At 72.1% G+C, this 17,349-nt stretch carries 20 protein-coding genes; 9 read left to right on the top strand and 11 right to left on the bottom strand.

Annotated elements, in window-relative coordinates; translation table 11 throughout:
* Positions 1-18 precede the first annotated feature (18 nt).
* Positions 19-933 carry a patatin-like phospholipase family protein gene (locus tag LQK93_RS11465; RefSeq protein WP_374967913.1) on the top strand — a complete coding sequence of 305 codons (915 nt, stop codon included), beginning with the start codon at positions 19-21 and terminating at the stop codon, positions 931-933.
* A gap of 12 nt (positions 934-945) precedes the next feature.
* Here the strand turns inward: LQK93_RS11465 and LQK93_RS11460 are convergent, their stop codons facing one another.
* Together LQK93_RS11460 and LQK93_RS11455 are read right to left on the bottom strand one after the other, a co-directional pair.
* The gene (locus tag LQK93_RS11460; protein ID WP_374967912.1) at positions 946-1,617 is read right to left on the bottom strand and encodes a response regulator; all 672 of its coding nucleotides are present in this window, start codon (positions 1,615-1,617) and stop codon (positions 946-948) included.
* Positions 1,614-3,392, bottom strand: coding sequence for an ATP-binding protein (locus LQK93_RS11455; RefSeq protein ID WP_374967911.1), 1,779 nt, complete (start codon positions 3,390-3,392; stop codon positions 1,614-1,616). The genes LQK93_RS11460 and LQK93_RS11455 overlap by 4 nt, the downstream gene beginning before the upstream one ends.
* A gap of 102 nt (positions 3,393-3,494) precedes the next feature.
* Here LQK93_RS11455 and LQK93_RS11450 point away from each other — a divergent pair, with 102 nt between their 5' ends.
* The 4 genes from LQK93_RS11450 to LQK93_RS11435 are packed head-to-tail and all read left to right on the top strand — an operon-like array spanning position 3,495 to position 7,025.
* Positions 3,495-4,529 carry a Bug family tripartite tricarboxylate transporter substrate binding protein gene (locus LQK93_RS11450; RefSeq protein ID WP_374967910.1) on the top strand — a complete coding sequence of 345 codons (1,035 nt, stop codon included), beginning with the start codon at positions 3,495-3,497 and terminating at the stop codon, positions 4,527-4,529.
* Positions 4,530-4,531: 2 nt separating this feature from the next.
* Positions 4,532-5,095, top strand: a complete 564-nt coding sequence (locus tag LQK93_RS11445) for a tripartite tricarboxylate transporter TctB family protein (protein WP_374967909.1) — start codon at positions 4,532-4,534, stop codon at positions 5,093-5,095.
* Complete coding sequence (locus LQK93_RS11440; protein ID WP_374967908.1) at positions 5,095-6,636, top strand: tripartite tricarboxylate transporter permease; 1,542 nt, start codon at positions 5,095-5,097, stop codon at positions 6,634-6,636. The genes LQK93_RS11445 and LQK93_RS11440 overlap by 1 nt, the downstream gene beginning before the upstream one ends.
* Positions 6,633-7,025 carry a universal stress protein gene (locus LQK93_RS11435; protein ID WP_374967907.1) on the top strand — a complete coding sequence of 131 codons (393 nt, stop codon included), beginning with the start codon at positions 6,633-6,635 and terminating at the stop codon, positions 7,023-7,025. The genes LQK93_RS11440 and LQK93_RS11435 overlap by 4 nt, the downstream gene beginning before the upstream one ends.
* 78 nt (positions 7,026-7,103) lie before the next feature.
* Here LQK93_RS11435 and LQK93_RS11430 read toward each other — a convergent pair whose 3' ends face one another.
* The 4 genes from LQK93_RS11430 to nth all read right to left on the bottom strand — a co-directional run bounded on the left by LQK93_RS11430 (position 7,104) and on the right by nth (position 10,632).
* A complete protein-coding gene (locus LQK93_RS11430) occupies positions 7,104-7,883 on the bottom strand; it encodes a GNAT family N-acetyltransferase (protein ID WP_374967906.1) in 780 nt (259 codons plus the stop codon).
* Positions 7,884-8,030: 147 nt separating this feature from the next.
* On the bottom strand, positions 8,031-9,233 hold the full coding sequence (locus LQK93_RS11425; protein ID WP_374967905.1) for a MarP family serine protease: 1,203 nt from the start codon (positions 9,231-9,233) through the stop codon (positions 8,031-8,033).
* On the bottom strand, positions 9,230-9,976 hold the full coding sequence (locus LQK93_RS11420; protein ID WP_374967904.1) for an NUDIX hydrolase: 747 nt from the start codon (positions 9,974-9,976) through the stop codon (positions 9,230-9,232). The genes LQK93_RS11425 and LQK93_RS11420 overlap by 4 nt, the downstream gene beginning before the upstream one ends.
* Positions 9,973-10,632 carry an endonuclease III gene (gene nth / locus LQK93_RS11415; RefSeq protein WP_374971490.1) on the bottom strand — a complete coding sequence of 220 codons (660 nt, stop codon included), beginning with the start codon at positions 10,630-10,632 and terminating at the stop codon, positions 9,973-9,975. The genes LQK93_RS11420 and nth overlap by 4 nt, the downstream gene beginning before the upstream one ends.
* Positions 10,633-10,879: 247 nt before the next feature.
* Between nth and gntA the strand changes: the two genes are divergently transcribed.
* From gntA to LQK93_RS11400, 3 genes are all read left to right on the top strand, one after another.
* The gene (gntA, locus tag LQK93_RS11410; protein ID WP_374967903.1) at positions 10,880-11,800 is read left to right on the top strand and encodes a guanitoxin biosynthesis heme-dependent pre-guanitoxin N-hydroxylase GntA; all 921 of its coding nucleotides are present in this window, start codon (positions 10,880-10,882) and stop codon (positions 11,798-11,800) included.
* Complete coding sequence (locus LQK93_RS11405; RefSeq protein ID WP_374967902.1) at positions 11,797-12,483, top strand: DUF1989 domain-containing protein; 687 nt, start codon at positions 11,797-11,799, stop codon at positions 12,481-12,483. Before gntA ends, LQK93_RS11405 begins: the two co-directional genes overlap by 4 nt.
* A 111-nt stretch (positions 12,484-12,594) precedes the next feature.
* Positions 12,595-13,272 (top strand): Crp/Fnr family transcriptional regulator, encoded by a 678-nt coding sequence (locus LQK93_RS11400; protein WP_343986356.1) that lies wholly within the window; start codon positions 12,595-12,597, stop codon positions 13,270-13,272.
* A gap of 15 nt (positions 13,273-13,287) precedes the next feature.
* Here LQK93_RS11400 and LQK93_RS11395 read toward each other — a convergent pair whose 3' ends face one another.
* The 5 genes from LQK93_RS11395 to LQK93_RS11375 are packed head-to-tail and all read right to left on the bottom strand — an operon-like array spanning position 13,288 to position 16,295.
* Positions 13,288-13,947, bottom strand: coding sequence for a nucleoside/nucleotide kinase family protein (locus tag LQK93_RS11395; protein ID WP_374967901.1), 660 nt, complete (start codon positions 13,945-13,947; stop codon positions 13,288-13,290).
* A gap of 33 nt (positions 13,948-13,980) precedes the next feature.
* A complete protein-coding gene (locus tag LQK93_RS11390; RefSeq protein WP_374967900.1) occupies positions 13,981-14,778 on the bottom strand; it encodes an MBL fold metallo-hydrolase in 798 nt (265 codons plus the stop codon).
* Positions 14,775-15,641: an NUDIX hydrolase gene (locus LQK93_RS11385; RefSeq protein WP_374971489.1), complete on the bottom strand. Its 867-nt coding sequence runs from the start codon at positions 15,639-15,641 to the stop codon at positions 14,775-14,777. Before LQK93_RS11385 ends, LQK93_RS11390 begins: the two co-directional genes overlap by 4 nt.
* A gap of 19 nt (positions 15,642-15,660) precedes the next feature.
* A complete protein-coding gene (locus LQK93_RS11380) occupies positions 15,661-16,125 on the bottom strand; it encodes a RidA family protein (protein WP_374967899.1) in 465 nt (154 codons plus the stop codon).
* A gap of 14 nt (positions 16,126-16,139) precedes the next feature.
* On the bottom strand, positions 16,140-16,295 hold the full coding sequence (locus tag LQK93_RS11375) for a DUF4177 domain-containing protein (protein WP_142179199.1): 156 nt from the start codon (positions 16,293-16,295) through the stop codon (positions 16,140-16,142).
* Between the two features lie 72 nt (positions 16,296-16,367).
* Here LQK93_RS11375 and LQK93_RS11370 point away from each other — a divergent pair, with 72 nt between their 5' ends.
* Positions 16,368-17,117 carry an alpha/beta hydrolase gene (locus LQK93_RS11370; protein WP_374967898.1) on the top strand — a complete coding sequence of 250 codons (750 nt, stop codon included), beginning with the start codon at positions 16,368-16,370 and terminating at the stop codon, positions 17,115-17,117.
* Positions 17,118-17,349 lie beyond the last annotated feature (232 nt).

The raw sequence follows: 17,349 nt of genomic DNA, 5'->3' as shown, positions 1-17,349 counted from the left end.
CGAGCGAGGCGAACTCCCATGGACACCACACCTCCTCCCGCTCCACTCACCCACCCCGACGAACGCGCCCTGGTCCTCGCCGGCGGCGGCGCTGCCGGCAACGCCTGGCAGATCGGTCTCGTCGCCGGACTCGCCGCTGCCGGCGTCGACCTCACCCGGGCGGAGCTGATCGTCGGCACGTCGGCCGGGTCCACGGTCGCCGCCCAGATCACCTGCGGCCCAAGGCCGGCCGAGCTGTATGCCGCGATCCTGGATGAGGCGCCGCGGCGCCCTTCCGCCCCGACCGGCTCCGCAGGCCCGCGTCCCGCGGTCTCCGGGCCGAGCTACCTCGAGTGGTCGAACGCGGTCATCGCCTCTGCCGCCGACCCGACGGACATGCGCCGGCGGATGGGTGCCGCGGCACTCGAGCTCGACCGGTCCGACGGCTCCCTCTCGACGCGCTGGCGCGACACGGTCGCAGCGCGTCTCCCCGGCCGCGACTGGCCGGAGCAGCGCGTGCTCATCGCCGCCGTCGACGCACGCACCGGGGAGCCGGTCGTCTTCGACCGCCACAGCGGGGTCGACCTCGTCGACGCCGTCGCCGCGAGCACCTCGGCCATGACGCCCTACCGCATCGGTGACAACCGCTACCTCAACGGCGGCTACCGCCGCAGCGAGAACGCCGACCTCGCGGCCGGCTACGGGTTCGTGCTCGTGCTGTCACCCTTCGGTGGCCGATCCCGTATGCCGTCGGGCTGGGGCATGGACCTCGCCACCCAGGTCGCGGAGCTGAGGGCCGCAGGCAGCAGGGTGCTGACGGTCTTCCCCGACGCCGGATCCGGTGAGGTGTTCGACGCCAACGCCCTGGACCCGTCGACGCGTCAGCCGGCGGCGCGAGGCGGCTACGCCCAGGGCCTCGCCCTCGCGGACCAGCTCGCCGACCTCTGGAGCTGACCCGCGCGACGGTCAGCGGGAGCGGTAGCGGCGCTCGGGCCGGCCGGTCGAGCCGTAGCGCAGGGTGACGTCGGCACGGCCTGACGCCACGAAGTGCTCGAGGTAGCGCCGGGCACTCACGCGTGAGATTCCCACGGCCTCAGCACATTCCGTGGCCGAGAGCGTGTCGGACGCCCCGCGGAGCGCCGCCTCGACCACCTCCGCCGTCTCGGTGCTGAGGCCCTTGGGCAGGAGCGCGACCGCGATGCGCCCGACCGGTGGCGCCCCGAAGGCCGCGTCGATCTGCTCCTGCGTGAGCTCGTCGCCGAGGTCGCGGGCCCGCTCGACGGCATACGTGCGCAGTCGCTGCTCGAGGTCGGCGAAGGTGAAAGGCTTGAGCAGGTAGCCGACGACGCCCTGGCGCACGGCCCCGCGCACCGCGTCGGCCTCCTTGGCCGCGGTGATGACGAGCACGTCGCAGGTCTGCCCGGCCGCGCGCAGCCGGGTCACGACGTCGAGACCGAACGCGTCGGGCAGGTAGAGGTCGAGCAGCACGAGGTCCGGCTGCAGCGAACCGACGAGCGCGAGCGCCTCGTCACCCGTCTGCGCCGTGCCGACCACCTCGAAGCCGTCGACCCGCTCGACGAAGCCGCGGTGGATGCGGGCCACCATGAAGTCGTCGTCGACGACGAGCACCCGGATCATCGCTTCTCCTCACTGGTCACGGACGTGGGCACGGGCGCGGGCCCGCGTGTCGGTGCGGCTTCGGGCCCGGCCTCGACGGTTAGGCGCGCGACGAACTTCGCGCCCGTCGGAGTGCTCTCGACCTCGACCTCGCCGCCTCGCCGCTGGCAGATCAGCCGGGTCAGGGCCAGCCCGATGCCCCGCTCGCCGGCGCGCGCCGCCTTGGTCGTGTAGCCGTGGGTGAAGACCTCGGTCACCACCTCCGGGGCGATGCCCGGGCCGGAGTCGACCACGCTGACCTCGAGGGAGCTCGCGTCCTGGCGGATCGTCAGCTCCACCCACTTGTCACCGCCCTCGGAGGAGGCGGCCGCGTCGATGGCGTTGTCCACGAGGTTGCCCACGACCGCGGCGACGTCCGCGGAGTCCCGGGAGCCGATGCGGCCGAGCGAGGTGTCGTCGGAGACGCGCAGCTCGACCCGGCGCTCCGTCGCCTGCGCCGCCTTGGCCATGACCAGGGCGGTGACCGCCGTGTCGCGGATGCGTCGCGAGACGGTGAGGTCGAGCTGCGCGCGGTGCTCGCTGACGGAGTCGACGTAGCCGACGACCTCGTCGTACTCCCCGAGCTGGATCAGCCCCGAGATGGTGTGCAGCTGGTTGGCGAACTCGTGCGCCTGCGCCCGCAGCAGCTCGGTCGTGCTGCGGAACGAGCCGATCTCCCGCTCGAGGTCGGCCAGCTCGGTGCGGTCGCGCAGGGTCGTCACCGAGCCGAGCGGCCGCCCGTCCTTGCCGACCTCCATGCGGTTCATGACGAGCACCCGTCCCCGGCGCAGCACCACCTGGTCGCGCGGCGCCACGGCCCGGCCGGTCTGGTCGGCCAGGCCGGTCTGGTCGGCCAGGCCGGTCTGGTCGGGCTCGTCCGTCTCGTCGGTCACCCCGCGCAGCACGTCACGCAGCCGCGCACCGATCGGCAGGTCGTCCAGGCGCATCCCTACCGCATGCTCCGGGAGGTCGAGCAGTCGCTGGGCGACGTTGTTCACCAAGGTGATCCGCTCGTTCGTGTCGAGCGCCACCACGCCCTCGGCGAGCCCGAAGAGCATCGCCTCCCGGCTCTCCGCCAGCCCCGTGATCTCCGCCGGCTCGAGCCCGAGCGTCTGCCGCTTGATCCGCCGCGCGAGCAGCCACGAGCCGACCCCACCCAGCACGAGCGCGATCCCGAGGTAGGTCGGCAGGTACGAGGAGTTGCCGAGCAGGCGGTCCCAGGCGGACGGCATACGGACGGCGACCATGACGGTGCCGAGCTGGGCACCCACGGGCAGCGGCGCCGCCTCCGACGAGGAGGTCGGCGTGTAGAGCAGCGGGCTCTGGGCGACGAGCATCCGCTCGCCGCGCACGTCCATGACGCCCGTCCAGCTCGCACCCTCGCCGACGGCCGGCTTGCCCAGCGGGATGCGTGTCCTGTCGATGGTCGGGTCCGAGGAGACCCGCGCGACCTCGTCGGCGTCGGCGACCGTCACCGAGGTGACGTTGTACTGCGTCACGACCGACTGCACCACCGCGGGGAGCGCGTTGACGACACCGCCGGGGCTCATCTCGCTGCGCACGATCGGGGTGCTCGCCAGCTGCTCCGCGATGCCCGACACCCGGCGCCCCTCGGTGCGCGTGAACGTCGCGTCCGACTGCGCGAGTGAGACGAGCGCGACGGTCACGAGCACGCCGAGCAGGATGACCATCTGCACGACGAGCAGCTGCCCGGCGAGGGAGAGGCGACCGAAGCGGCCCGGTCTCTGCGTGACCAAAACGAACTCAACCTTCATTGCTGACACAAGGGCGACACGGCGGCGTGACGCAAGCCACGATCATGCCGTTCCAGCCACAGAACGCGAAAGAGAACCTCAACGATGAGCACTCGCACCCCCGCCCGCAGGTCCGTCCTGTTCGGCATCACCGCCGGTGTCACGGCCCTGGCCCTGTCGGCCTGCGGCGCGACCGCCAAGAAGGACGAGGCCGCAGCAGCCGGAACGGGCGCCGCCGGCGGCTCGCCCGCCAGCAACCTGCAGATCATGGTCCCCAACTCCCCCGGCGGCGGCTACGACACGACCGCCCGCACCGCGGCGAAGGTCATGGAGACGGCCAAGATCACCAGCGCCATCCAGGTCTTCAACCTCCCGGGCGCCGGTGGCACCGTCGGCCTGCAGCGCACCGTCAACGAGAAGGGCAACGGCAAGCTCGCCATGCAGATGGGCCTCGGTGTCGTCGGCGCCGCCTACACGCAGAAGAGCCAGGCCACCCTCTCCGACACCACCCCGATCGCCAAGCTGATCGAGGAGGCGGGCGCGATCGTCGTGCCGAAGGACTCGCCCTACCCCGACATCAACGCCCTCGTCGCGGCCTGGAAGAAGGACCCGAAGAAGGTCAACGTCGGCGGCGGCTCCTCGCCGGGCGGCCCCGACCACCTGCTCCCGATGCAGCTCGCCAAGGCGGTCGGCATCGACCCGAAGGCCGTCAGCTACATCGGCTTCGACGGCGGCGGCGAGCTGCTCCCCGCCCTCATCGGCGACAAGATCTCCTTCGGCGCCAGCGGTTTCGGTGAGTTCCTCGACCAGGTCAAGGCCGGCCAGGTCAAGGTCCTCGCCGTCACGAGCGAGAAGCGGATCGACGCCCTGCCCGACGTGCCGACCCTCAAGGAGTCCGGCATCGACCTCGTCTTCACCAACTGGCGCGGCATCGTGGCCCCTCCCGGCATCTCCGACGCCGACAAGGCCACGTGGATCGACGCGCTGACCAAGATGCACGCCTCGCAGGGCTGGAAGGACGAGATGACCAAGCGCGGCTGGACCGACGCCTTCGTCACCGGCGACCAGTTCGGCACCTTCCTCAAGGAGCAGGACGCCTCCGTCGCCGAGATCCTCAAGACGCTCGGGCTGGCGAGCTGACCATGTCGGACCACTCCGCCGAGACCACCCGTGACGCCACGCGCGACATGACGGGGGAGGCCGCCGGCGGGGACCGGAGCGGCCGCGGGGACCGCGCACAGTACGCCCTGTGCGCGGGCCTCGCGGTCCTCGGCGTCCTGCTGCTCACCGACGCCGCCCGCATCGGGCACGCGACGAGCAGCAACGACCCCGTCGGTCCCCGGCCCGTCCCGATCATCCTCGGCATCCTCCTGCTCGTGACCGCCGTGCTGTATGCCGTCGACGTCCACCGCGGCGGCGTCGGCAGTCCCGAGGAGGGCGAGGACGTCGACCTGTCCACCGGCTCCGACTGGAAGACGCTCGCCCTGCTCGCCGGCTTCTTCCTGCTCAACGCCGTGCTCATCCAGCCGCTCGGCTGGGTCATCAGCGGCACCATCCTCTTCGCCGGCTCGGCCTTCGCCCTCGGCAACCGCCACCACGTGCGTGGCCTGCTCATCGGCCTGGGCCTGGCCCTCGCGACCTTCTACGCCTTCGCCATCGGGCTGGACATCAACCTGCCCGCCGGCGTCCTCCAAGGAATCCTCTGATGGACAACTTCGGCAACCTCCTCGAGGGGTTCGGGCACGTTCTGACCCCGATGAACCTGCTCTTCGCCCTGATCGGCGTCACCATCGGCACCGCCGTCGGGGTCCTGCCGGGCATCGGCCCGGCCATGACGGTCGCCCTGCTGCTGCCGGTCACCTACGGCCTCGAGCCCACCCAGGCCCTCATCATGTTCGCCGGCATCTTCTACGGCGGCATGTACGGCGGATCCACCACCTCGATCCTGCTCAACACCCCGGGCGAGTCGTCGTCGGTCGTCACGGCGATCGAGGGCAACAAGATGGCCAAGGCCGGCCGGGCCGCGCAGGCCCTCGCCACCGCGGCCATCGGCTCGTTCATCGCCGGCACCATCGGCACCCTCGCGCTGGCCCTCGTCATGCCGCAGGTCGTCAAGTTCGCGGTCAGCCTCGGGGCGCCCGAGTACTTCGCGATCATGCTCGTCGCCTTCGTCGGAGCCAGTGCGGTCCTCGGCAGCTCGCGGATCCGCGGCTTCGCGGCGCTTCTGATCGGGCTCGCGATCGGGATCATCGGCATCGACAAGGTCACCGGGCAGCAGCGCCTGACCTTCGGGGTCGCCCAGCTCGCCGACGGCATCGACGTCGTCGTCGTCGCGGTCGGCATCTTCGCGGTCGGCGAGGCGCTGTGGGTCGCGGCGCACCTGCGCCGCAAGGCCGCCACCGTCATCCCCGTCGGGCGCCCGTGGATGGGCCGCGACGACTGGCGCCGCTCGTGGAAGCCGTGGCTGCGCGGCACGGCCTTCGGCTTCCCCTTCGGCGCCCTGCCCGCCGGCGGCGCCGAGATCCCGACGTTCCTGTCGTACATGACCGAGCGCAGGCTCTCCAAGCGTTCCGAGGAGTTCGGCAAGGGCGCCATCGAGGGCGTGGCCGGACCAGAGGCCGCCAACAACGCCTCCGCCGCCGGCACGCTCGTGCCGATGCTCGCGCTCGGCCTGCCGACCAACGCGACGGCCGCCATCATGCTCGCGGCGCTGCAGGGCTGGGGCTTCGAGCCCGGGCCGCTCCTGATGGAGAAGCAGCCGGTGCTCGTCTGGACGCTCGTCGCGAGCCTCTTCATCGGCAACACGATGCTCCTGCTGCTCAACCTGCCGCTGGCCCCCGCCTGGGCCAAGCTGCTGCAGATCCCCCGTCCGTACCTCTACGCCGGCATCCTCTTCTTCGCCTCCATGGGGGCGTATGCCGTCAACGCGCAGCCGTTCGACCTGTTCCTGCTGCTCGGGCTGGGTCTGCTCGGCTTCGTGCTGCGCCGGTTCGGCCTGCCGGTGCTGCCGCTCATCATCGGCGTCATCCTCGGCCCTCTCGCCGAGCTGCAGGGCCGCCGGTCGCTGCAGCTCTCGGGCGGCGACCTCGACGGCCTCGTCGGCGGCCCGGTCGCCTGGGTCTGCTACGCCGTCATCGCGCTCGTGCTGCTCTGGCCGCTGGTCGCCAAGGTCCGTGGCCGCGGCCGTGGTGGTGACGGCCCGGGCGCCGGCTCCGACGCTCCTGCTGCCACGGAGGTGATGGCATGACGATCCTCGTCGGCTACATCCCGACCCCGCAGGGCGAGGCTGCCCTGGCCGCCGCGATCGCCGAGGCCACGGCGCACGACGAGTCGGTGCTCGTGCTCAACATGTCCCGGGACGACAAGCTCGTCGACGCCCACCGCGCCGAGAGCTCGGACCTCGACCGGCTCGACCACGACCTGGCCGAGTCCGGCGTGACGCACGAGGTGCGGCGCATCGAGCACGGCACCGACCCCGCCGACTCGATCCTCAGGATCATCGAGGACGAGTCGATCCGAATGCTCGTCATCGGCATCCGGCACCGCAGCCCGGTCGGCAAGCTGCTCCTCGGCTCGACCGCCCAGCGCCTGCTGCTCGACGCCACCTGCCCGGTCCTCGCCGTCAAGGCGGACTGAGGCACACGGCATACCTGCTCCGCCCACGTCGAGGGGGCACTCTCCCACGGAGGAGAGTGCCCCCTCGACGTTTCGGGGTCAGGCGATAGGGCGGGAGACACCCACGTGGCGCGCGACCTCGGCGAAGCCGGCGCGCTGGTAGAGCCCGATCGCCGGGCCACCGTCCTCGGCCACGATGACGAGCTGCTTCACGGCCGGGTCCTCGAAGGCCCACTCGCCCGCCGCCCGCACGAGCGCCCCGGCGAGCCCGCGGCGACGGTGGCTCGCGAGCGTCACGACGTCCTGGTATCGGGCCAGCTCGCCGAGCCGGACGATGCCCAGTCGGGCCACGAGCCGGCCGCCATCGAAGGCCCCGACCCAGTGGGCGCGCCCCGACTCGACGAGGCCCCGCTGTGCTGCCGCACGGCGCCGCTCGAAGACGAGCCGGTCCTTCCGCTCGTCCTGCGCGGTGTCGCGAGCGCCGACCTGGGCGGACTGCTCCCAGTCGTCATCACTCTCGAGTGCGCGAACCTGTATGCCGTCCGGGACCTTCGTGCCCACGGGCAGCCCGGTGGTGGCGAGGTCGACGTCGCCCTCGACCTCCCAGCCGAGCTCGGCCCAGGCCTGCGTGCCGCCACCCGGGAGCGCGAAGCCAACGGCCCGGTGTCCCGCCTCCGGGAACTCCTCCTCGAAGCGCGCGACCCAGCGGTCGACCTCGTCGGCGCGCGGCGCGGTCGGGACGAGGACGAAGTTGCCCCACCAGAAGGTCGGGTTCGCCTCGGTGCGGATGACGAGGTGGTCGCCGTGGTCGGTGACGGTCGAGCCAGAGAGCCGGAGCAGGTCGAGATCGGTGGTCAGGCCCGGGCTGTCGATGCGCATGCCCCGATCATCCCGCCCCCGACCCCTTCACCGTCGAAAGGCCAAACTTTGCGACCCCTCGCACGTCGAGAGGCCAAAGTTTGCGACGAAGTTTGGCCTCGACGCAGCCCCACCCGCAGACTTCGGCCTTTCGACGGGTAGCGCGGGTCAGCCGGCGACGCAGGCGCCGGTGCTGACCGGCGTGCCGGCGGAGGAGGCCTCGTCGAGCACCGGCTTGGCCTCCGCAAGCGTCAGGGCGTAGCCGGTTGCGGCGTCCTCGAGCGACTTGGCGAAGATGACCCCGACGACCCGGCCGCTCGTGTCGAGCAGCGGCCCGCCGGAGTTGCCGGGCTGGACGGTCGTGGCCAGCGAGTAGATCTGGCGCACCACGTGCTCTCGCCCGTAGATGTCGAGGCCGCGCGCCTCGAGCTGGGCGCGGACGCGGGCCGGGACGGCGCGGTAGGGCCCGTCGAGCGGGTAGCCCGGGACGGCTGCCGAGTCCCCGCGGTGCAGCTCTCCGCCGAGCTGCAGCGGCGGCGCCTGCAGCCCCGGCACGCTGACGACCGCGAGGTCGCGCCGCGGGTCGAAGACGACGACACGGGCGCGCAGGATCTGGTCGCCGCTCTGGACCTGGACCTGGTCCGCACCGGCCACCACGTGCGCGTTGGTGACGATCCGACCCGGGGTGAGCACCCAGCCGGTCCCCTCCTGCCCGCGCTGGCACGAGCTGGACTGGGTCGTCACCTTGACCACCGAGCGTCCGGCCGCCCGGATCGCCGGCGACTGCGGGACGCCCGGGTCGGGGCCTTGGACCGGCGTGATCGGCTCGGGCGCCAGGCCGCCGAAGACCTGCGGGAAGCCCTGGCTGGAGAGGAAGCCGCGGAAGCCTGCGAAGACCTGTCCGGTCTGCTCCGGCACCACGGTGTTGACGACCTGGAGCACCTTGGACTCGGCCATCGCCCTCGACAGCGTCGGGTTGCCGGCCGTGCGCAGGGCACCCCCGACGAACCAGATGATGACGCTCGCAGCGAGGGTGACGACGACTGCGCCGAGCGCCGAGTCGAGGTGGCGCAGCGACGTCTGCCCCATCCGCCGCCGGAGGCGCGAGCCGAGCAGGCTGCCGAGGAACTGCCCGAGCCACCCGAAGCCGACGACACCGACGACGAGCACGAAAACCCGGGTGCGGTCGTCGTCGGCCACCGCCGGCCAGCGCGCCAGCAGCGCGGGCAGCTGCCAGACGGCGAGCATCGCGAACGCGAAGAAGCCGACGAGCGAGCACACGCTCTGGATCAGCCCCTGGCGGTAGCCCGAGACGGCATAGGCAAGCAGCAGGAGCACGAGCACGACGTCGAGGAGGGTGCTGCCGGTCATGCGCGCCGCCCCTGCTGGAGGAAGCGCTCGGGCAGCGGTCGCACGACGCCAGCGTCCCACGGCTGGGACAGGCCGGCGAGCTCGAGCACGCTGCTCAGCAGTCCGGCCGTGAAGCCCCAGAGGAAGAGGTGGTCGAGGTCGAAGCCGGGACCGACGTAGCCCGAGGGGTGTGTCACCGAGAACCGCGTCGACGGCGCGACGAGGTGAGAGACCGGCACCGACAGCACGTCGTGCACCTCGGCCGGGTCACGGACGCCGATCGGCGAGGGCTTGGCCCACCACCCGAGCACGGGGGCGACGACGAACTGGGCCGGCGCCAGGAAGAGGGAGGGCAGCTGGGCGATGACCTCGACGCCGGCCGGGTCGACCCCGGTCTCCTCCTGCGCCTCGCGCAGCGCGGTCGCCATGAGGTCGTCGTCCCCGGGGTCGCGCGAGCCGCCGGGGAAGGCGATCTGGGCCGGCTGGGTGCGCATCGTGTGAGAACGCTCGATGAGGACGACGTGTTCGCCCTCGTCCTCGGCCCCCGCCGGCGGCGGCCCAAAGAGGATGAGGACGGCCGACTCGCGCCCGCCCTCCTCCGGAGGCAGGAAGCGGGAGAAGTACTGCGGCGCCACGCTCTCGAGCCGCACCGCCACCTCGTCCAGCCACGCGGGGCGCGGCGCCGTCCCGCCGTCGAGCTCGGGGGACGGGTCGATGGCGCCCGACGGGCCGGCATACGCGATGCCACTGACGACGTCGGTCACTTCGGTGCCAGCTCGAACTTCAGCAGCTTCGCCGCCTTGTCGGGGTCGGTCTCGCCGATGCCGTAGCTCGGGCACAGCCGGGCGATGGGGCATACCCCGCAGGCCGGCCGCTTCGCGTGGCAGGTGCGCCGGCCGTGGAAGATCAGCACGTGGCTGAGCATCGTCCAGTCACGGCGCAGGAAGAGTCGCCCGACCTCGTGCTCGACCTTGACCGGGTCCTCCTCCTCGGTCCAGCCGAAGCGGCGCACGAGGCGCCCGAAGTGCGTGTCGACCGTGATGCCCGGGATGTCGAAGGCGTTGCCCAGCACGACGTTCGCCGTCTTGCGTCCCACGCCGGGAAGCGTCACGAGGTCCTTCAGGCGCGGCGGCACCTCTCCGTCGAAGCGCTCGACGAGCGCGATGCCGAGCTTGATGAGCGAGTCGGTCTTGGCCCGGTAGAAGCCGGTCGGCTGGAGGATGGTCTCCAGCTCGGTGCGGTCGGCGTTCGCGTAGTCGGCGGCCGTGCGGTACTTCGCGAAGACGATCGGGGTGACCTTGTTCACACCGACGTCGGTCGTCTGCGCGGACAGGATCGTCGCCACGAGCAGCTCGAGCGGGTTGCTGAAGTCGAGCTCGCAATGGGCGTACGGGTAGCGCTCGTGCAGCAGGCGGTACATCCTCCGGGCACGCCGGGTCCGCGCCACGGGGCTCTCGTCGGCTGTCGAGATGGCACGGGGAGACACGCACGACACTGTATGCCGCCGCGCTGGGTCACGCCGTCCACGGTCCGGCCGGTGGCCGGCCGCCACCCGTCGCCATCCCCACCAGCACGGTCGCGAACGGCCGAACCGCCGCCCATGTCAAGCCTTTCGAGCCAAGACGTCACGAGTTGGGTACGTGGTGCGTGCACGGAAGGAGTCCGACATGTCAACGGATACGAGCATCAATGCCCGCACGCCGGCTGAGGCGACTCTCCTGCCTGCCGTGGAGGAGCACCCGGGGCTGGAGTCGACCCTCGACCTCCTCGCCGGGATGGACCTGGCGAGCGCCCCTGAGCGTGACGTCGTCCGTGCGCTCGAGCTCATGGTCACGCATGCCGAGTTCCCGTGTCTCGGCGCCAAGTCCGTCTTCCGCCGGGGCGGTCTGGCGCACGTCGTCCTCGACGACATGGACGACCCCGACGTCGCCGCCGACCTGCTGCAGCGGCTGCGCGGCTTCGCGGACGACATCGAGGGCGAGAAGGGCTTCCACTCCTTCATCGCGACCTTCCGCGGACCGGTGCCGGCCACCGAGGCCGGCTTCGAGGCAGCACTCTTCCAGCTGCTCCAGCGGCTGCACGACGTCGACGAGGAGTCCTGGGCCGACGGGGTGGGAGCCGACCCCAACGACCCGCACTTCGCCTTCAGCGCGGGCGGCACCGCATACTTCATCGTCGGTCTGCACCCCGCGGCCTCCCGCGTGGCGCGGCGTGCTCCGCTGCCCACCCTCGTCTTCAACCCGCACGCCCAGTTCGAGGAGCTGCGGGCCGAGGGCCGGTTCGAGCAGATGCGGTCCACGATCCGGCGGCGCGACATCGACCTGCAGGGCTTCGTCAACCCGATGGTCGCCGACCACGGCGACAGCACCGAGGCCCTCCAGTACTCCGGTCGCCGTGTCCCGGACGGGTGGCAGCCGCCCCTCGAGGTGCACGTCGAGCCGGGCGACGACGGCGCGACCACCCTCACGGCCGCCACCACGCGCATCGGCGGCCGGACCCGCCGCACTCTCAGCGACAGCACCACCACCAACGCCACCGGGTGTCCTTTCGGCCACGGGGTGACCGACCAGTCAGGGGATGACGGATGACGATCTCGCAAGACCTCCAGCACACCAGGCTCGGGCGCCTGTTCGGCGCCGGCGGCCCGGTGTTCCAGCCTCTCGGCGACTACGGTGACGGCATGGAGCTCACCCGCCTGGCCCCGCAGACCGGCACCGCCTTCCTCCTGCGTGCCGGCCAGCGCCTCACGGTCATCGACCCCACGGGCGAGCAGGTCAGCGACTTCTTCGCCGTCATGGACGACGACCGCGACGAGTGGTTCAGCTCGGGCCGCACCATCGACTACGCCAACTCGACCGCCGTGACGACGGGCAGCGTGCTCTACAGCAACCGCAGCCGGCGGATGGCGACCGTCGTCGAGGACACCTGCGGCCACCACGACATCCTGCTCACGCCGTGCTCGCAGCAGACGTTCGACCTGCTCTACCCGGAGTTCCACGGGGCGTACCACCCCAGCTGCTTCGAGAACCTCGCCACCAACATGGCGGCGTTCGGCGTGGACCCCGACCGCATCTCCACGACGCTCAACATCTTCATGAACGTGTGGAACGAGCGGGGCGGCGAGCTGCACATCGACCCGCCGACCTCGCGAGCCGGTGACCGCTTCGTCCTGCAGGCCGAGGCCGACCTCGTCGTGGGCCTGACCGCGTGCTCGGCCGAGAAGTCCAACAACGGCGTCTGCAAGCCCATCGACTACCGCATCGACGACTGACTCCCGACCCAGCGGCCGTGAGCCGTTGCGTGACGATGGGCACGTCGGCGCGCGCGGCGAACAGCCTGTCCTGTCAGGGCATCGGCCCGCACCACGTGGCACACTGACCCCGTGGATCTCGACGTGGTGAGGCGTGCGCCCCTGTTCAAGGCTCTGGACGACGAGGCGGCCTCCGCCCTGCAGTCCGAGATGAGTCGGTCGCACATGGAGCGCGGAGACGTGCTCTTCCACGAGGGCGACCGGGGTGACCGGCTCTACGTCATCGCCGAGGGCAAGATCAAGCTGGGCCGCCGCAGTCCCGACGGCCGCGAGAACCTCGTGGCCATCCTCGGCCCCGGCGAGATGTTCGGCGAGCTCAGCCTCTTCGACCCGGGCCCGCGCACGATGACGGCCACCGCCGTCGCCGAGACGCAGCTGCTGGGTCTGGGCAACGAGTCGCTCACCGCCATCCTGAGCGGCCGCCCGGAGGTCTCCAAGGCGCTGCTCGCGGCCCTCGCCCAGCGCCTGCGCCGCACCAACGCCCACCTCGCCGACCTCGTCTTCACCGACGTGCCCGGTCGTGTCGCCAAGGCGCTGCTCGACCTGTCCGAGCGGTTCGGCCGCCCCGTCGAGGGCGGGATCATGGTCTCCCACGACCTCACGCAGGAGGAGCTGGCGCAGCTCGTCGGTGCCTCTCGCGAGACGGTCAACAAGGCGCTCGCCGACTTCGCGACGCGTGGGTGGCTGCGGCTCGAGGCCCGCGCCGTGCTGCTCCAGGACGTCGAGCGGCTCAAGCGCCGCGCCCGCTGAGGCCCCGACCCCCGCTCAGCTCGCCAGCGTCCAGCCGTCCGGGCCGTTGACGACCAGGCGGTCGGCTCGTCCCGCCGTGGCAGCGACGACGGCGGCGTTGGCCTCGTCGGTCTGCTCGACCCAGGCCAGGGCCGCCTCCGGCTCCTTGCCGAAGGCCGTGTGCCGCTCCACCAGCCTTGACTGCCGCACGGCGTCGTCGCCGGCGACGAACCACACCTCGGCGAGCTGGGCCCGGGCCCGCTCCCACCGCGGCTCGGGCAGGAGCAGGTAGTTGCCCTCGGTGACCACGAGCCGGGTCGACGGCGGCACGACCATGGCTGCGGCCAGCGGTTGCTCGAGCGTTCGGTCGAAACCCGGCGCATAGACCCACGAGTCCGGCTCGGTCACGACGCGGTGCAGCAGGTGGGCGTAGCCGTCGACGTCGAAGGTGTCGGGAGCACCCTTGCGGGACAAGGCTCCCAGCCGCCGCAGCTGGGCGTCGGCGAGGTGGAAGCCGTCCATCGGCACGTGAGCGACCCAGTCCTCGCCCTCTGCGCCACCGACGGCGCGCACGAGCGCCTCGGCGAGCGTCGACTTGCCCGCCCCCGGCGCGCCCGCGATGCCGAGGACGACCCGACGGCGGTCACCGACGAGCTCCACCGTCGCAGCGGCCAGCTCCTTGATCCCCACGTCCATGCCCGAAGTCTCCCAGCCCGCCGCGCGACAGACTCAGGGGTGGGTGCGGAGGTAGTCGAGCTGCGCCTGCACCGACAGCTCGGCCGCCGGCCACACGCTGCGCGGCACGTCGGCGTAGACCTGCTCGACGACGGCGTATGCCGTCTGCGCACCCCGCGCGACCGCGTCGCGCACCTGCTCCAGCCGTTCCGCACGGTGCTGCAGGTAGAAGGTGACGGTCGCCGCGGCGTCGGTGACGAACGGCCCGTGGCCCGGCAGCAGGCTCGTGACGTCACCCGCGCGGGTCAGGGCCTCGATGCGCTCGAGCGAGGCGAGGTAGGCCTCGAGGCTGCCGTCCGGCCAGGCCACGACGGTGGTGCCGCGGCCGAGCACGGTGTCGCCGGTCAGCAGCGTGTTGTCGGCCGGCAGCACGAAGGAGAACGAGTCGCTCGTGTGGCCCGGGGTCTCGACGGCCAGGATCTCGAGACCGCCGACGGTGATGGTCTCCCCCGCCCTGAGGTCGTCGTGTCCGCGGCCGAAGCCTCGCACCGGCGCACCGGTCAGCTCGGCGAAGCGGCGGGCGCTCTCGGCGTGGTCGTCGTGCCCGTGGGTCAGCAGGGTGAGGGCGACCCGGCGACCCGAGTCGGCAACCCACCGGAGGACGTTGCGCAGGTGCGACTCGTCGAGCGGCCCCGGGTCGACGACGACGACCTCGCCGGACCCGGGCTCGGCGAGGAGCCACGTGTTGGTGCCGTCGAGCGTCATCGGAGACGGGTTCGGGCACAGCACGCACTCGGCGCGCTCGCTCGTCACGCCGCCGCGCCAGCTCGGGTCGGCCGCGGTGCCCTTCACCTGACCTCCCCTGCGCTCACGTCTCGACGCACCTCGACGACCTCGATCGCCGCACCCTCCGGCCCCGACACCACCTGCGGCATGACGAGCGGGAGGGCCTCGCTGTGTACGACCACGTCTGCGGCGCAGCGCGCGTCGGCGATCTGCTCCACGCACACGACCGTCGGCGGGAGCATGAGGGCCGACCCGGCGGCATACGCCCTCAGCAGCTCGGAGGGGACGAACCAGTCGGCGTGGTCGGCCTCGGTGGTCTCGCCGTCGGCCAGCTGGTGCGGAGGCATGAGCGCGGCGAAGAACCACGTATCGTAGCGGCGCGGCTCGAAGACGGGGGTCAGCCAGTGCGCCTTGGCCACGACGAGGTCGGAGCGCAGGACGAGCCCCTTGTCGTGCAGGACGTCGGCGAGCGAGACGCGCCTCTCGATGAGCGAGCGGCGGATCTCGGGCCACTCGGGGCCGTCGACCGACGCGAGCGGGCCGCTCGCCGACGGGCCGGCCAGCAGCACGCCGCACTCCTCGAAGACCTCGCGGATGGCGGCGGCGACGAACATCTGCGCCTCCGCTGTCGAGCAGCCCAGCCGCTCGGCCCACTCGGCCGGCGACGGCCCGGCCCAGGGCAGGCCGAGCTCGCCGTCACGCTCGTCGACCCCACCGCCGGGGAAGACCACCACACTCGGCGCGAAGTCCATCCCGGAGACGCGCCGGAGCATGAAGACCTCCGGGCCGCCGTCGCCTTCGCCGTCACGCACCAGCATCACGGTGCTCGCGCGCCGTGGTGCGGCCTCGTCCCAGCGCTCGCCGGCGAGCCAGCGCGTCGCCGCGTCGGAGATGCCGGGCGTCGTGGTCAGCGGGAACCGGCGACCCATGGAGCTCACGTCGCGGAGCTCACTTCGCGACAGAGACGATGACCTCGACCTCGACCGGCGCGTCCAGCGGGAGCGCGGCGACGCCGACGGCGGAGCGGGCGTGGATCCCCTTGTCGCCGAAGGCCTTCACCAGGAGCTCGCTCGCACCGTTGATGACGCCGGGCTGGCCGGTGAAGGACGGGTCGGAGGCGACGAAGCCGACCACCTTGACGACGCGGGTCACCGAGTCGAGGTCGCCGATCTCCGACTTGATCGCGGCGATGGCGTTGAGGGCGCACGTCTCGGCCAGCGACGTGGCGGCGTCGGCGTCGACCTCGGCGCCCACCTTGCCCTTCGCGGCGAGCGCGCCGTCCACCATCGGCAGCTGGCCCGAGGTGAAGACGAGGTCGCCCTCGCGGACGACGGGGACGTAGGCGGCGACGGGCGGCACGACCTCCGGGACGGTGAGGCCGAGCTCGGACAGGCGGTCTTCGACAGCAGACATGGTGCGGTGGCTCCTCAGGACTTGGGGCGCTTGAAGTAGGCGACGAGGCTCGTGCCGTCGGGACCGTTGACGATCTGGACGAGCTCCCAGCCGTCAGCCCCGAAGTTGTCGAGGATCTGCTTGGTGTTGTGGATCAGGAGCGGTGCGGTGAGGTATTCCCACTGGGTCATGGCCTCACCCTACTCAGCGCGAGGGGTCCCACCTGACGTGCACAGTCCGCCGTGGCTGGCACCATGACGCGCATGACGAGCACCCCCGAGACCCGTTCCTACGGCGGCGACCCGGCCCAGGTCTACGACGTGCTGCCACCGGCGGCCGGAGCACCGACAGCCGCGGGGACCGTGGTCGTCGTCCACGGCGGGTTCTGGCGCAAGGGCTACGACCGCGAGCACGCCCTGCCCGAGGCCGGCGCCTTCGCTGCCGCCGGCTTCCCCGTGGCTCTCGTCGAGTACCGCCGAGCAGGTATGCCGGGTGGCGGCGTCCCCGGGACCCTCGACGACGTGCGCGACGTCCTCGCCTCCATCTCCTCGCAGCCCGACCTGCCGAGGCCGCTCGTTCTGGTCGGACACTCCGCCGGCGGCCACCTCGTGACGTGGGCAGCGGGACAGCCGTGGGCGGCCGAGCGCGGCATCGCGGGGGTCGTGTCGCTGGCCGGGGTCGTCGACCTCGGCGCTTCCGACCGGCTGCACCTCGGGTCGGACGCGGCGCGAGAGTTCGTCGGCACCGGTCCGGGGACCCCGTCGTGGACCGCGGCGGACCCGATGTCGTCGCTGCCGCCGAGGGTGCCGGTACGCCTGGTCAACGGCGCCGACGACGACACGGTGCCGCCCGAGGTGGCCGACGCATACGTCCTCGAGGCACGGGAGGCGGGTGGCGACGTGACGGTGCAGGTCGTGCCGGGCGCCGACCACATGGCCGTCATCGACCCGGACCACCCGGCGTTCGACACCGTGCTCGCCGCCGTGCGCGCCCTCCTCCGGTCGGGTCACTGACCGCCACGACACTGTTTCGCCCAGCGCAACACTGACGTAGGCGCCGACGGCACACCCCGCCCGCGCGCTACGACACTGTTTCGCCCGGCGCAACACTGACGTAGGCGCCCACGGCACACCCCGCCCGCGCGCTACGACACTGTTTCGCCCGGCGCAACACTGACGTAGGCGCCCACGGCACACCCCGCCCGCGCGCTACGACACTGTTTCGCCCCGCGCAACAGTGTCGTAT

Source organism: Terrabacter sp. BE26, from assembly GCF_041941675.1.
GTDB lineage: Bacteria > Actinomycetota > Actinomycetes > Actinomycetales > Dermatophilaceae > Terrabacter.
Note: the sequence above shows the minus strand (reverse complement) of the source record. Positions and strands in the feature narration are given on the sequence as shown.

Coding starts and splice junctions, on each gene's coding strand:
- nth (WP_374971490.1), bottom strand. CDS start 10,632: ATGTACCGCCTGCTGCACGAGCGCTACCCGTACGCCCATTGCGAGCTC.
- LQK93_RS11425 (WP_374967905.1), bottom strand. CDS start 9,233: ATGACCGGCAGCACCCTCCTCGACGTCGTGCTCGTGCTCCTGCTGCTT.
- LQK93_RS11440 (WP_374967908.1), top strand. CDS start 5,095: ATGGACAACTTCGGCAACCTCCTCGAGGGGTTCGGGCACGTTCTGACC.
- gntA (WP_374967903.1), top strand. CDS start 10,880: ATGTCAACGGATACGAGCATCAATGCCCGCACGCCGGCTGAGGCGACT.
- LQK93_RS11460 (WP_374967912.1), bottom strand. CDS start 1,617: ATGATCCGGGTGCTCGTCGTCGACGACGACTTCATGGTGGCCCGCATC.
- LQK93_RS11430 (WP_374967906.1), bottom strand. CDS start 7,883: ATGCGCATCGACAGCCCGGGCCTGACCACCGATCTCGACCTGCTCCGG.
- LQK93_RS11445 (WP_374967909.1), top strand. CDS start 4,532: ATGTCGGACCACTCCGCCGAGACCACCCGTGACGCCACGCGCGACATG.
- LQK93_RS11370 (WP_374967898.1), top strand. CDS start 16,368: ATGACGAGCACCCCCGAGACCCGTTCCTACGGCGGCGACCCGGCCCAG.
- LQK93_RS11375 (WP_142179199.1), bottom strand. CDS start 16,295: ATGACCCAGTGGGAATACCTCACCGCACCGCTCCTGATCCACAACACC.
- LQK93_RS11380 (WP_374967899.1), bottom strand. CDS start 16,125: ATGTCTGCTGTCGAAGACCGCCTGTCCGAGCTCGGCCTCACCGTCCCG.
- LQK93_RS11435 (WP_374967907.1), top strand. CDS start 6,633: ATGACGATCCTCGTCGGCTACATCCCGACCCCGCAGGGCGAGGCTGCC.
- LQK93_RS11395 (WP_374967901.1), bottom strand. CDS start 13,947: ATGGACGTGGGGATCAAGGAGCTGGCCGCTGCGACGGTGGAGCTCGTC.
- LQK93_RS11385 (WP_374971489.1), bottom strand. CDS start 15,641: ATGGGTCGCCGGTTCCCGCTGACCACGACGCCCGGCATCTCCGACGCG.
- LQK93_RS11405 (WP_374967902.1), top strand. CDS start 11,797: ATGACGATCTCGCAAGACCTCCAGCACACCAGGCTCGGGCGCCTGTTC.
- LQK93_RS11450 (WP_374967910.1), top strand. CDS start 3,495: ATGAGCACTCGCACCCCCGCCCGCAGGTCCGTCCTGTTCGGCATCACC.
- LQK93_RS11465 (WP_374967913.1), top strand. CDS start 19: ATGGACACCACACCTCCTCCCGCTCCACTCACCCACCCCGACGAACGC.